We start from the raw sequence: 13,048 nt of genomic DNA, 5'->3' as shown, positions 1-13,048 counted from the left end.
TCGACGAGACGAGCGGCAAGACGGTCGTGAAGATCGATCCGACCTATTTCCGCCCGACCGAGGTCGATCTCCTCATTGGCGATGCCAGCAAGGCGCGCGACGTGCTGGGCTGGAAGCCGAAGCGGAGCTTTGCCCAGCTGGTCGAGGAGATGATGGCGAGCGATCTGGCCGATGCAAAGCGGGATGCGGCCAATGGCAAGCGCTCCGTTTGAGCTGAAGGGCAAAAGCGTCTACGTCGCCGGCCATCGCGGCATGGTCGGGGCTGCGATTGCGCGGCGGCTCGAACGGGAAGACGTCAAGTTCGTCACCGTGGACCGGCGCGAGGTCGATCTGCGCAACCAGGCCGCCGTGTTCGACTGGTTCGCGAAGGCGCGGCCGCAGGTCGTGTTCCTTGCCGCCGCAAAAGTCGGCGGCATCGTCGCCAACGACACGCTGCGTGCCGAGTTCATCTACGACAACATCGCGATCGCGGCGAACGTGATCCAGGCCGCGCATCAGAACGGCGCCGAGAAGCTGATGTTTCTGGGCTCCTCCTGCATCTATCCAAAACTGGCGCCGCAGCCGCTGCGCGAAGACTCGGTGCTAACAGGTCCGCTGGAGCCGACCAACGAACCCTATGCGATCGCCAAGATCGCCGGCATCAAGATGGTCGAGGCCTATCGCAGCCAGTACGGATGCGACTTCATCAGCGTGATGCCGACCAACCTCTACGGTCCCGGCGACAATTATCATCCTGAACTGAGCCACGTCGTCGCCGCGCTGATCCGTCGCTTCCACGAGGCGAAGGTGTCGGGCGCGAAGGGTGTCGTGGTGTGGGGCACCGGCACGCCGCGGCGCGAGTTCCTCTATGTCGACGACATGGCGGATGCCTGCGTGCATCTGATGAAGACCTATTCCGGCACCGACCTGATCAACATCGGCACCGGCGAGGACATCACCATCGCCGAATTCGCGCGCGTCGTCGCCGAAATCGTCGGCTACAGCGGCGAGATCTCCTTCGACACGTCGCGCCCCGACGGCACGCCGCGCAAGCTGCTCGATGTCAGCCGCCTCGACAGGCTCGGCTGGCGCGCCACGACGGCGCTCGAGGACGGCTTGCGACGGGCGTATGAGGCGTACTGTGGATCAGCCGGACGGTCGTGAACGGAATGTCGCAACAGGGTCCTTGCACGCAGGCGAGGCCGGCCGGTATGCAGAATGATATGAGCCGGTCGCTGCAGGCGGCCAGATCGCTTGCCTTGGCTCTTTCGTCATGTTCCACCATCGTTCTGGTCGGCTGGCTGATGGTCCTTTCCGGTCATGGCTTCGAGCTGACCGATGAAGGTTACTACCTGATCTGGATATCGCGACCGTGGGACTTCGACGCTTCGGTTACTCACTTCGGGTTCATCTACCATCCGCTTTATCTGCTGACCGGCGGGAATATCGCGCTTCTCAGGTGTGCGAACATCGGACTTCTCTTCGGTCTCGGGCTCCTGACGAGCTATGCGTTGTTCTGGTCTGTCGGAAAGCAGCGCGCCGATCGATCGTCACGGGTCATCTGGCTGTGCTCGGCGGTTGCTGCCGCAGCCTCGACCCTGGTGCTGTTCTCGGCCTGGCTGCCCTCGCCAAGCTATAATTCGCTGACGTTGCAGTCGCTGATGGTGACGGCGGCCGGCGCGGTTTTGGCGGGGCGGGACCGCTCGTTCCCAAGCGTACTCGGCTGGGTTCTGCTGGGCCTGGGCGGAGCCGCAACATTCATGGCGAAACCGCCGAGCGCGCTGGTACTCGGCGGTTTGATCCCGCTCTATCTTGCGATCGCAGGCAAGCTGAGACTGCGCGGTCTTGGAATCGCAATTTCCGTGTCGTCCTTCACCCTGATCTTGCTTGCTTTGGCGATCGATGGATCGCTTTCCGCGTTCGTTCAGCGCATGGTCAGCGGGAAGGAACTGAGCGACCTCTTGCAGGCGGGACATGGAGTTGGCGAGATCTTTCGCTGGGACTCCATCGACAAGAACGACAAGGCGGCGTCGGTCTTCACCTATTTCATGTTGGGCTCGTTTCTGTCCGTCGGCTTCGTGCTGCTCTGGCGGCAGTACATCTGGCCCTGGTCCGTCATCGCCAACGCAGCGATCCTGATTGCGATCGTCCTGGCTGTCGCCGGGATATGGTTTCCGAATCCGTCCTCGGACGCGATCCAGCCAAACCAGTTCCTGGGCGTTGCGCTCGGTATTGCACTGGCTTTGTTCATCATGCCGGGCTGGCGGGCACTGATGACGCGCGAGCTTGGCGCGGCTGTGTTTCTCCTCCTGTTCCTGCCAATCGCTTATGCCGCCGGCACCAACACGAACCTTTGGAGCGCGGCCGCGCGCGCGGCCGCGTTTTGGTTATTGGCCGGGCTGGTCCTCGCCGCTGCCGCGGCCGCACGAGATCGCGCATGGGAAGCGATGCCCCTGGCCGCGACGTTGGGTCTGCTGATCCCGTGCTACATACTGGCTGGCGCGATCGAAGCGCCCTATCGCCAGACGCGGGCGCTGCGGCTTCAAACCGTTGATGTTGAACTGTCGGAGATCGGCTCGCATCTTCTTCTGAGTGAGGAAACTGCGGCCTATGTCGTGCAGATCCGCAAGATCGCTGCAGATGGTGGATTTCGCGGCGGCGATTCCCTCATCGATCTTACCGGGACAAATCCCGCCACGGCGTTCTTCCTGAACGCCCGGCCCCCGATCTCTGTCTGGATGGCGGGCGGATATCCCGGCGCGATGGACTATGGGGTCGAAGCTCTTCGACGAACACCGTGCGCGATTCTCGCCGCGTCCTGGATCTTGCTGGACGAGCCGTTATCGAGCCCGGTCTCGCCTCCGCAGATGCTGCAACGCTTCGGCATCGACATGTCGGCCGACCTGACGAGCGCCGGCTCAGTCGAATTGGTGAGGGGGTTCGAGCCGAGACATGTGAAGCAAACGCTTCTGCGGCCCGTCAGGGATCGGGAGACGGCTCGCCTGGCTTGCGAGGATGCCAGGCGCCGGGGAGGGTGACGACCTTCCGGCCACACTACCGCTCGTCCGAGATCACCTTGCCGTCGTTCGGCAACGCGCCGGGACCGACCAATTCGACGCTGCCGCCGAGCTTCGTCACCGCGCGCAGAGTGCCGGCGATCTCCTCGCGCAGGGCGTCGCTTGATGCATTCGTCTCCACTTTCAGCGTCATCGCGTCGGTCTCGCCCTGGCGGGTGACGACGAGGCGCAGTCTTCCGAGCGCGGCGTGGCGCTTGGCGATCTCGGCGACCTGCTCGGGGCGGACGAACATGCCCTTGACCTTGGTGGTCTGGTCGGCGCGGCCCATCCAGCCTTTGATGCGCATGTTGGTACGGCCGCATTTGCTCGGGCCCGGCAGCGCTGCCGTGAGGTCGCCGAGTGCGAGCCGGATCCAGGGATGATGCGGATCGAGCGAGGTCACCACGATCTCGCCGACGTCGCCGGGCGCCACGGGATCGCCGGTGCCGGGCTTGACGATCTCCATGACCAGATCCTCGTTCACGACCATGCCGTCGCGCGCCTCGGTCTCGAAGGCGATGAGGCCGAGATCGGCGGTGCCGAAGGCCTGGTAGGCATCGATGCCGCGCGCCTTGATCTCGGCCTGCAGCGTGGGCGGAAAGGCGGCGCCCGAGACCAGCGCGCGCTTGATCGACGAGATGTCGCGGCCTGCGGCTGCCGCGGCGTCGAGCAGGATCTTCAGAAAGTCCGGCGTGCCGCTGTAGCCGACGGGACGATAGGCTTCGATCAGCTCGAATTGCTGCTCGGCATTGCCGGGCCCGGCGGGGATCACCGCACAGCCGAGCGCCCGTGCCGAGGCATCGAAGATGAAGCCGCCGGGGGTGAGGTGGTAGCTGAAGGTGTTGAGCACGATGTCATCGGGGCGGAACCCGGCCGCGAACAGCGCCCGCGCGCCGCGCCAGGGATCGGCCTGCCGGCCCTCCGGCTCGAAGATCGGCCCCGGGGAGGTGAACAAGCGGGCGAACGAGCCGGGAGCCGCTGCCACGAAGCCGCCAAAGGGCGCTGAGGCCTTGTGCAGGGCCGGAAGCTCCGATTTGCGCAGCACCGGCAGGCTCGCCAGCGCCGCCCTGGAGGTCACCGAGGCGGGATCGGTGCCTCTCAGCCGCTCGGCATAGGCCGGGGCGGCCATGGCACTGCGCAGCACGCCCGGCAGGCGGGAGAACAGATCGGCCTCGCGCGCGTCTGCCTCGCGTGTCTCGCGGGCGTCGTAATGGGCGGTCATGGCTGATCTTTCCGGGTTGGCATCCGTTGCACGCCGCCGTCGGCATGGGTATCAGACGGCCATGGGCGAGGCTTAGAGAGGACACGATGGCGGACGATGGAATGATTGCGGCGGACGTCGTCGCGCGCCTGAAGCGCCGCATGATCGAGGAGGCGCTGCCGCTGTGGTCGACGGTCGGCTGGAACTCCGTCTCGGGCGGCTTCACCGAGCGGCTGCACCTCGACGGCACGGCGGATACGGCCGCGCCGCGCCGCGTGCTCGTACAGGCCCGGCAAATCTACTGCTACGCCAAGGCGGCTCAGATGGGCTGGTATCCCGAGGGGCGTGCTATCGCGCTGAAGGGGCTGGAGCATCTGCTGGCCAAGGCGAAGGCGCCCGACGGTAAGCCCGGCTACGTGCATCGGCTGACGCCGGAGGGGACGGTGCTGGACGGCCGGCGCGATGCCTATGACCACGCCTTCATCCTGTTTGCGCTGGCGACCGTCTATGCGCTCGACCGGGACGCGCAAATCCGCACCGAGATCGACGCGCTGCTGGCCTTCGTCGACGGCCATCTGCGCTCGCCTCACGGTGGCGTGCACGAGAGCCTGCCGGCCTCGCTGCCGCGGCGGCAGAACCCGCATATGCATCTGTTCGAGGCGATGATCGCGTGTTTCGACGCGACCCACGATCTGTCGTTCCAGAATCGCGCCGGCGAGATCTTCGCGCTGTTCCTCTCCAATTTTTACGACAAGCAGAAGTGCGCGCTCGGTGAATATTTCGAGGAGGACTGGTCGAAGATCGAACCGGTTAGCGTCGAGCCCGGTCATCAGGCAGAATGGGTCTGGCTGCTGAAGGGATTTGAACGCATCACGGGATGTCCCACTGGGCAGCGGCGCGCCGAACTGCTGGCGACTGCACTGCGCTATCGCGACGAGGCCACCGGCTGCCTGGTCGACGAGGGCGATGCGAGCGGCAACATCCGTCGCAGCACGCGCCGGCTGTGGCCGCAGACCGAGATGGCGAAGGCGTGGATTGCACAGGCCGAATCCGGCGAGGCGGGCGCGGCGGATGAGGCGCGCGCGGCGCTGGTGCGGCTCGAACGGCATTACCTCAGCCATCCCGTGAAGGGCGGCTGGTACGACCAGTTCGATCGCGACGGCAAATCGCTGGTCGACACCATTCCTGCGTCGTCGTTCTATCATGTTCTCTGTGCAGTCACGGAAGCGGAGCAAGTCCTGGAGGGTTAAAGCCAGCGCTTGCGCCGCTTGAAGCTTTTGAGGTTCTTGAAACTCTTGCGCTGGTCGCCGGCGCCGCCGAGGTAGAATTCCTTGACGTCCTCGTTGTCGCGGAGTTCGTCGGCGGTGCCGTCGAGTACGACCTTGCCCTGCTCCATGATGTAGCCATGGCTCGCCACCGACAGCGCGGCGCGCGCGTTCTGCTCGACCAGCAGGATGGTGACGCCAAGATCGCGGTTGATCTTCTGGATGATCGAGAAAACCTCTTTCACCAGGAGCGGCGACAGGCCCATCGACGGCTCGTCCATCAGGATCATCTTCGGGCGCGCCATCAGCGCGCGGCCGATCGCGAGCATCTGCTGCTCGCCGCCGGAAAGATAGCCGGCCAACCCCGTGCGCTCCTTCAGGCGCGGGAAATAGTTGAACACCATGTCGAGATCGGCGTCGACCCCGCGGTCCCTGCGGGTGAAGGCGCCGAGCTTGAGGTTTTCAAGCGAGGTCATGTCCGCGACGATGCGCCGGCCCTCCATCACCTGGAAGATGCCGCGGCGGACGATCTTGTCGGGATCGATGCCGTTGATACGCTCGCCTTCGAACAGGATCTCGCCGCGGGTGACCTCGCCGTCCTCGGTCTTGAGCAGCCCCGAGATCGCCTTCAGCGTCGTCGACTTGCCGGCGCCGTTGGCACCCAGCAGCGCCACGATCGCACCCTTGGGCACGTCGAGGCTGAGGCCGCGCAGCACCAGGATGACGTCGTCATAGACGACCTCGATGTTGCGCACGGCGAGGAGGGGCGGCGGTGCGACAACGGTTGGAGCAGTTCGGGTTGCTTCAGTAGTTTGAGACATGCGTCTTCATTCTCCGCTGTCGTCACCCGCGGAGGCGGGTGACCCAGTATTCCAGAGACGCCCGACGTTCCCCAAGGGGCCGCGGCGTACTGGATCCCCAGCTTTCGCGGGGGATGACAGTTGTGCGAGTGGAGGGATGGTGTGGCTCACCACCCCAGCAGTTCCGCCTTGCGCGGCAGCTCGATGGTCTTGACCTTCTCGAGCTTGATCGTGCCCTTGGCCATGAGGTCGTTGAGATCGCCGTCGGTCGCGCCCGCGATCTTGGTGCGATAGAGGTCGACCTTCAGCGTGCCGCGGTGGTCCTTGTCGGTCCAGGTCGAGGCATTGCAGACGCCTTCCATTCCGGCCGGCACCCAATCCTTCTTCTGGTAAAAGCCCTTCACGACGTTGTCGCCGGTGGCGCCGCCATTCTTGGCGGCCCAGTCGAGCGCCTCCTTCATGTAGAGCGCCGAGCAGACGGCCGCGATGTAGTGCACGGGGCGGTAGACCTTGCCGGTGGGATCGGACATCTTGGAGATCTCCATCACCGTCTTCATGCCGGGTGCGTCGCCGCCCCAGCTCACCGCGGTGCGCAGCGGGAAGATCACGCCGTCGGCGGCATCGCCTGCGGTCTTGGCGGCGTTCTCGTCCATGCCCCAGACATTGCCCATGAACTGGATGTCGACGCCGGCGGTCTTGCAGGCCTTCATCACCGAGATGTTTGAGGCTGCGGTGTTGCCGAGATAGGCGTAGTTGGCGCCCGACGATTTCAGGCTCAGGCACTGCGCGCTGTAGTCACCAGGCGCCAGCGCGAACACCAGCGGCGGCAGCACCTCGAAGCCGAGTTCCGTCGCCATGGCTTCGCCAGCGGCCTTCGGCGCGTTCGGATAGGGGTGGTTGGCGCCCATGTGAACGAATTTCGGCTTGCCGGACTTGCCCTTGGCCTTCCAGTCTTCGGCTGCCCACATCAGCATCGCACGGAGCGAGTCCGAATAGCTCGGGCCGTAGAAGAAATTGTAGGGCGCGGGCTTGGCCTTGCCGCTGACGCCTTCGGGATCGGTCAGCGCCGCGGCGTAGGAGCCGGAGAGGTCCGGAATCTTGTCTTGCGCGAGGAATCCGGTCAGCGCCTCGGTGTCCGCGGTGCCCCAGCCCATGATCGCCGCGACCTTGGAGTCCGGCGCCGACCACTTCTTGTACAACGCGATCGCCTTCGGCACCTGGTAGCCGTAATCGTTGGTGTCGACGCTGAGCTGCTTGCCGCCGACGCCGCCGTTCTTGTTGACCCAGGCGAAGGTGTCGGCGACGGCCTGGCCGTAGGGCGTGCCCACGTCGGAGGTACCGCCGGAATAGTCGGCGAGATGGCCGATTGCGATCTGCGCCTGCGCGCTCGCCGACATAACGGCGATCGCCAGCACGAGCGATGCGGTGCTCAAAAGGGATTTTTTCTTCATCGGTTGCCTCCTCCTGTTTATTTGTTGGTTAGAGAGTTGCCCGCGCTCAGTGAGAGAACGGGTAGAGTTTCCAGTACGCCTTGATCTGCCGCCAGCGATGCGCGAGGCCATCAGGCTCGAACATCAGGAACGCGATGATGATCACCCCGATCGCGATCTCGCGCAGGAAGGTGATGTTGGTGTTGAGCGACAGCGCCTTGTCGATCGCGCCGCCCTTCAAATAATGGCTGACGAGCTCCATCGTCTCCGGCAGCAGCACCACGAAGGCGGTGCCCATCAGCGTGCCCATGATCGATCCGGTTCCGCCGATGATGATCATGGCGAGGAACAGGATCGAGCGCTCGATGCCAAAGCCTTCCTGCGACACCACGAGCTGGTAATGCGCGTAGAGCGCGCCGGCGATGCCGGCGAAGAAGGCGGCGAGCCCAAACGACAGCGTGCGGTATTTGGTGAGGTTGATGCCCATGATCTCCGCCGAGAGATAGTGGTCGCGGATCGCCACCAGCGCGCGGCCGTCGCGCGTGCGCATCAGATTGGTGACGAGGATGTAGCTCGCGACCACATAGGCCAGCACGACATAGAAATATTGCCTGTCGCCGCGCAGCGCGTAGCCGAAGATCGAGAACGGTTTTGCGCTCGCCGGCACCGAGCCGCCGGTGAACCACTCGGCGCGGGAGAAGAAGTCGAGCAGGATGTACTGCGCGGCGAGTGTCGCGATGACGAGATAGAGCCCCTTCAGCCGCGCCGCCGGGATGCCGAAGATCAGCCCGACCAGCGCAGTGACCACGCCCGCGAGCGGAATCGCGAAGAACACCGGGATTTGCGTTTTGTTGGAGATGTAGGCCGAGGTGAAAGCGCCGAACAGGAAGAAGGCGGCATGACCGATCGAGATCTGGCCGGTGAAGCCGACCAGGATATTCAGGCCGAGCGCGGCGATCGAGAAGATGCCGATCTGGATCAGGATGCTGAGCCAGTAACCGCTGAAGAATTGCGGGGCGAAGCAAAGCAGCAGCACGCCCGCGATTGCAAAATTGCGGCTGGTGGTGGTCGGGAAGATCGTGGTGTCCGCGGCGTAAGAGGTGCGGAAATCACCAGCAGGAATGAGGGCAGGGCCGGCCATGGGTCAGATCCGCTCGATGTCGTGGGTGCCGAACAAGCCATAAGGCTTGATCATCAGCACGATGATGAGGACGTAGAACGGCGCGATCTCGTAGAGATTGCCCCAGTGCAGATATTCGCTGTCGACATATTGCGCGATGTTCTCGAGCAGGCCGATGATGATGCCGCCGAGCACGGCGCCGCCGACGGAATCGAGCCCGCCGAGGATCGCCGCCGGAAACACTTTGATGCCGTAGGCGGCAAGGCCTGACGATACGCCGTTCACGACCGCGACGACGACGCCAGCGACGGCCGAGACGGTCGCAGAGATGGCCCAGGCCATCGCGAACACGCTTTTCACGGAAATGCCGAGCGACTGCGCGACCTGCTGGTTGAACGCTGTGGCGCGCATTGCCAGGCCATACTTTGAGGCGCGGAAGAACCAGGCCATGCCGATCATCATCGCGACCGAGACCACGAGGCTCATGACATAGACGGTCTGGATCTGGAGGCCGAGCAGGCTGACCGACTGGCTTTCGAACACGCGCGGAAACGGCTGCGGGTTGACGCCAAACATCCATTTCAGCGTCGCCTGCAGCACGGTGGAGAGGCCGATCGTGACCATGATGACAGAAATAATGGGCTCGCCGATCATCGGCCGCAGGATCAGGACCTGGATCGCGATGCCGAACACGAACATGAACACCAGCGTCATCGGCATGCCGATCCAGAACGGAACCTGGTATTTGGCGAGCAATGCCCAGCACACCCAGGCGCCGACCAGCAGCAATTCACCTTGCGCAAAATTGACGACTTGAGTGGCCTTGTAGATCAGCACGAACGACATCGCGACCACGCCATAGAGCGTGCCGACCACGAGGCCGTTGACCAGGAGCTGGATGAGGAAGGCGGTGTTCATGCAGTGATGCTCGCTGACAAATTCGGCGTGCTCTTACCCTCTCCCCTTGTGGGAGAGGGTGGCTTCGCGAAGCGAAGACGGGTGAGGGGTTGTCTCGGCATTGACGGTGCGGAGAGAGGACCCCTCACCCGAGTGAGGTCTTGGTTGATGGCGGAGATGCCCTCTCCCACAAGGGGAGAGGGCGCATCGACTGGCATCGCGTAGTCGCCCGGAAGCGTGCTCACTCCGCCGCCTCCGCCATATGCCCATGCCCGCCGAGGTCCACCACACGCAGCGTCGTGCGCACCCGCTGCGTGGTGCCGTCCTGGAAGCGGATCACGGTGTCGACGGGGATGTCGGCGTCGCCACGGTAGATGGCGTCGATGATGCCTGCGTATTTCTCGTTGATGACGCTGCGGCGAACCTTTCGGGTGCGGGTGAGCTCGCCGTCGTCGGCGTCCAGCTCCTTGTAGAGCAGGAGGAAGCGCGAGATGCGCTGGGCCGGCGGCAGCGTGGCATTGACGGTTTCGACCTCCTTCCGGAGCAGCGCATAGACCTCGGGGCGCGAGGCGAGGTCGCTGTAGGTGGTGAAGGAGAGGCGGTTCTTCTCCGCCCATTTCGAGATGATGGAGTAGCGGATGCAGATCATCGCCGCGAGTGCGTCGCGGCCCGCCCCTAACACCACGGCCTCCGCGATATAGGGCGAAAACTTCAGCTTGTTCTCGATGAACTGCGGCGAGAAGCGCTCGCCGCGCGAGGTCTCGGCGAGATCCTTGATGCGGTCGATGACGACGAGTTGGCGGTTCGCGTTGAAATAGCCGGCGTCACCCGACAGCATCCAGCCATCCCGGATGTCGGCGACGCTCGCCTCCGGGTTCTTGTAATAGCCAAGGAACATGTGGGGATGCCGTACCACGATCTCGCCGACGCCATGGACGTCGGCATTGTCGATGCGGATCTCGACACTGTCGGCCATCGGCACGCCGGTGGTGTCGGGATCGACCTTGCCCTCGGGATGCAGCGTGTAGGCCCCTAACAGCTCGGTCTGGCCGTAGAGCGTGCGCAGCGGCACGCCCATGGCCTGGAAGAACTTGAAGGTATCGGGGCCGAGCGCCGCACCGCCGGTCGCGGCCGAGCGCAGGCGGGTAAACCCGAGCCTGTCGCGCAGCGCCCGGAACAGGATCGCGTCGGCAAAGCCCGAGCGCTTGCCCTGTGCGAGCGCGGCAAGGCCGCTCTTCATGCCGATGTCGAACAGGCGTTGCTTGAAGGGCGTGGCGTCCATCACCTTGGCGCGGACGTCGGCGGCGATCGATTCCCAGACGCGCGGCGCGAACAGCACGAATGTCGGTGCGATCTCGCGCAGATCGTTCATCATCGTGTCGGGCTCTTCGACGAAGTTGATCTTCATCCGGCACAAGAGGCCTTTGCCGAGCACATAGACCTGCTCCATGATCCACGGCAGCGGCAGCACCGACACGTACTCGTCATCGGGGCCCTTCGGATCGAAGGCGAGATAGGTCGCGCAATGGCCGAGCACGCGGCCGGCGGCAAGCATCGCGAGTTTTGGATGCGACGTGGTGCCTGACGTGGTGCAGAGGATTGCGACGTCCTCGCCCTTGGTTGCGTCGACGAGCCTATCGTAAAGCTCCGGCTCACGCGTGGCGCGGGCGCGGCCGAGCTCGGCGAACTTTTCGGCCGACATCAACCGCGGGTCGTCATATTTCCGCATGCCGCGCGGATCGGAATAGACGATGTGCCTGAGCTTCGGCACGCGATCGGCCAGCGCGAGCAGCTTGTCGACCTGCTCCTCATCCTCAGCGAAAACCAGCTGCGCCTCGCCATAGGTGAGGAGATACAAGGCTTCCTCGTCGAGCACATCGCGATAAAGCCCGAGGCTCAATCCACCAACTGCGTGGGTCGCGATTTCCGCTGCAATCCAGTCCGGCCGGTTGTCGCCGATGATGCCGATGACGTCCTCGCGTCCCAAGCCCAGCTCGATGAGGCCGAGCGCAAAGTCGCGCACGCGGGTGTGGTAATCGTTCCAGGTGAAGATGCGCCACAGCCCGAGATCCTTTTCGCGCAGCGCAATCTCGTTGCCGTGCTCCCTGGCGTTGAGCCGGAGCATTTTTGGATAGGTGTCGGCCTGCGCGACGCGGCCCGCATAATCCATCATGCCGCGCTCTCCTGCGCCGGCGGGGCATCGTCTGGATCGACCAGTACCTCGTCCTCTTCGCCGAGATAGGCGCGCCTGACGTGGGGATCGGCGAGAACCGCGGCCGGATCGCCCTCGGCGATCTTGCGGCCGAAATCGAGCACCATGACGCGGTGGGAGATATCCATCACCACGCCCATGTCGTGCTCGATCATCACCACGGTCATCCCGAACTCCTCGTTGAGGTCGACGATGTAGCGGGCCATGTCCTCCTTCTCCTCGAAATTCATGCCGGCCATCGGCTCGTCGAGGAGAATGAGGCGGGGCTCCAGCGCCATGGCGCGGGCGAGCTCCACGCGCTTGCGCAGGCCGTAGGAGAGGGTGCCGGCAGTCGCCTTGCGCACCGACTGGAGGTCCAGGAAGTCGATGATCTCCTCGACCTTGCGGCGGTGCGCGAGCTCTTCCTTGCGCGCACCGGTGAGCCAGTAGAGCGAACCGGTGAGGAAATTGTTCTTCAGCAAATGATGGCGGCCGACCATGATGTTGTCGAGCACGCTCATGTGGTGGAACAGGGCCAGGTTCTGGAAAGTGCGGCCGATGCCGAGCGAGGCGCGCGCGTTCGGCGTCAGGCCGGTGATGTCGCGATCGCCATAGAACAGCTGGCCTTCAGTCGGCTTGTAGCGGCCGGAGATACAATTCACGATCGAGGTCTTGCCGGCGCCGTTGGGGCCGATGATCGAGAACAGCTCGCCTTCCCTGATGGCGAAACTGACATCGGTCAGCGCGCGAACGCCGCCGAATCGCAAGGACACGCCGCGCACTTCGAGACTGGTAGCCACCAAACAAATCCCTCCCGGTGATGGCGCATTCAGCGGCGCTCTTCGTCCGTATCTCGTGGGCGATCCTAGTACGGCCGTGCCAGCGAGGCCATGCAGCAGATGGTCTCGACCGGAGCCGCACCGCTCTCGTTCCCGTTTGGGATCAAAAGCCGCATCGCCCGAGGTGGCCCTCAATAGGGGAAAGCGCTATTTTGAAATGTCTCCGGCCTGACAATTCTGCGACAAAGTTTTTTCGGCGGTAGCCGCCTTCATCTTTCGTCGGATGGTAGGCAGAGCGGTCATGCTGCGGTGCAGCAGAAGGACTGGGGA

Annotated in this window: 11 protein-coding genes; 4 read left to right on the top strand and 7 right to left on the bottom strand. The window is 64.1% G+C overall.

What is annotated here, in order from left to right:
* The 3 genes from B5V03_RS17265 to B5V03_RS17255 form a co-directional block, all read left to right on the top strand.
* On the top strand, positions 1 to 212 hold a 212-nt coding region (locus tag B5V03_RS17265; protein WP_206736158.1), incomplete at its 5' end, for a GDP-mannose 4,6-dehydratase.
* Entirely contained in the window at positions 193 to 1,143 is a 951-nt protein-coding gene (gene fcl / locus B5V03_RS17260) for a GDP-L-fucose synthase (RefSeq protein WP_129271604.1), read from the top strand. The genes B5V03_RS17265 and fcl, both read left to right, overlap by 20 nt.
* Positions 1,144 to 1,202: 59 nt before the next feature.
* Positions 1,203 to 3,017 (top strand): hypothetical protein, encoded by a 1,815-nt coding sequence (locus tag B5V03_RS17255; RefSeq protein WP_129271603.1) that lies wholly within the window; start codon positions 1,203 to 1,205, stop codon positions 3,015 to 3,017.
* 16 nt (positions 3,018 to 3,033) lie between these two features.
* Here the strand turns inward: B5V03_RS17255 and B5V03_RS17250 are convergent, their stop codons facing one another.
* On the bottom strand, positions 3,034 to 4,257 hold the full coding sequence (locus B5V03_RS17250; protein ID WP_164988080.1) for a phenylacetate--CoA ligase family protein: 1,224 nt from the start codon (positions 4,255 to 4,257) through the stop codon (positions 3,034 to 3,036).
* A gap of 86 nt (positions 4,258 to 4,343) precedes the next feature.
* On the opposite strand from B5V03_RS17250, the gene B5V03_RS17245 reads away from it, so the two are divergent.
* Complete coding sequence (locus B5V03_RS17245; RefSeq protein WP_164988079.1) at positions 4,344 to 5,486, top strand: AGE family epimerase/isomerase; 1,143 nt, start codon at positions 4,344 to 4,346, stop codon at positions 5,484 to 5,486.
* Here B5V03_RS17245 and B5V03_RS17240 read toward each other — a convergent pair.
* From B5V03_RS17240 to B5V03_RS17215, 6 genes are all read right to left on the bottom strand, one after another.
* Positions 5,483 to 6,322, bottom strand: coding sequence for an ABC transporter ATP-binding protein (locus B5V03_RS17240; RefSeq protein ID WP_129271601.1), 840 nt, complete (start codon positions 6,320 to 6,322; stop codon positions 5,483 to 5,485). The two genes, B5V03_RS17245 and B5V03_RS17240, sit on opposite strands and share 4 nt — an antisense overlap.
* Positions 6,323 to 6,468: 146 nt before the next feature.
* Entirely contained in the window at positions 6,469 to 7,752 is a 1,284-nt protein-coding gene (locus tag B5V03_RS17235) for an ABC transporter substrate-binding protein (protein ID WP_129271600.1), read from the bottom strand.
* A gap of 46 nt (positions 7,753 to 7,798) precedes the next feature.
* A complete protein-coding gene (locus B5V03_RS17230; protein WP_129271599.1) occupies positions 7,799 to 8,872 on the bottom strand; it encodes a branched-chain amino acid ABC transporter permease in 1,074 nt (357 codons plus the stop codon).
* 3 nt (positions 8,873 to 8,875) lie between these two features.
* Complete coding sequence (locus B5V03_RS17225; protein ID WP_014493866.1) at positions 8,876 to 9,769, bottom strand: branched-chain amino acid ABC transporter permease; 894 nt, start codon at positions 9,767 to 9,769, stop codon at positions 8,876 to 8,878.
* 220 nt (positions 9,770 to 9,989) lie between these two features.
* Positions 9,990 to 11,921 (bottom strand): long-chain fatty acid--CoA ligase, encoded by a 1,932-nt coding sequence (locus B5V03_RS17220; protein ID WP_129271598.1) that lies wholly within the window; start codon positions 11,919 to 11,921, stop codon positions 9,990 to 9,992.
* Positions 11,918 to 12,739, bottom strand: a complete 822-nt coding sequence (locus B5V03_RS17215) for an ABC transporter ATP-binding protein (protein ID WP_129271597.1) — start codon at positions 12,737 to 12,739, stop codon at positions 11,918 to 11,920. Before B5V03_RS17215 ends, B5V03_RS17220 begins: the two co-directional genes overlap by 4 nt.
* Between the last annotated feature and the right edge of the window lie 309 nt (positions 12,740 to 13,048).

This window comes from Bradyrhizobium betae, assembly GCF_004123905.1.
Classification (GTDB): domain Bacteria; phylum Pseudomonadota; class Alphaproteobacteria; order Rhizobiales; family Xanthobacteraceae; genus Bradyrhizobium; species Bradyrhizobium betae_A.
This window is presented reverse-complemented; position numbering and strand designations above follow the sequence as displayed.

Excerpts from the sequence above, each read along its gene's own strand:
- fcl (WP_129271604.1), top strand. The coding sequence starts at position 193 with ATGGCAAGCGCTCCGTTTGAGCTGAAGGGCAAAAGCGTCTACGTCGCC.
- B5V03_RS17255 (WP_129271603.1), top strand. The coding sequence starts at position 1,203 with ATGAGCCGGTCGCTGCAGGCGGCCAGATCGCTTGCCTTGGCTCTTTCG.
- B5V03_RS17250 (WP_164988080.1), bottom strand. The coding sequence starts at position 4,257 with ATGACCGCCCATTACGACGCCCGCGAGACACGCGAGGCAGACGCGCGC.
- B5V03_RS17245 (WP_164988079.1), top strand. The coding sequence starts at position 4,344 with ATGGCGGACGATGGAATGATTGCGGCGGACGTCGTCGCGCGCCTGAAG.
- B5V03_RS17240 (WP_129271601.1), bottom strand. The coding sequence starts at position 6,322 with ATGTCTCAAACTACTGAAGCAACCCGAACTGCTCCAACCGTTGTCGCA.
- B5V03_RS17235 (WP_129271600.1), bottom strand. The coding sequence starts at position 7,752 with ATGAAGAAAAAATCCCTTTTGAGCACCGCATCGCTCGTGCTGGCGATC.
- B5V03_RS17230 (WP_129271599.1), bottom strand. The coding sequence starts at position 8,872 with ATGGCCGGCCCTGCCCTCATTCCTGCTGGTGATTTCCGCACCTCTTAC.
- B5V03_RS17225 (WP_014493866.1), bottom strand. The coding sequence starts at position 9,769 with ATGAACACCGCCTTCCTCATCCAGCTCCTGGTCAACGGCCTCGTGGTC.
- B5V03_RS17220 (WP_129271598.1), bottom strand. The coding sequence starts at position 11,921 with ATGATGGATTATGCGGGCCGCGTCGCGCAGGCCGACACCTATCCAAAA.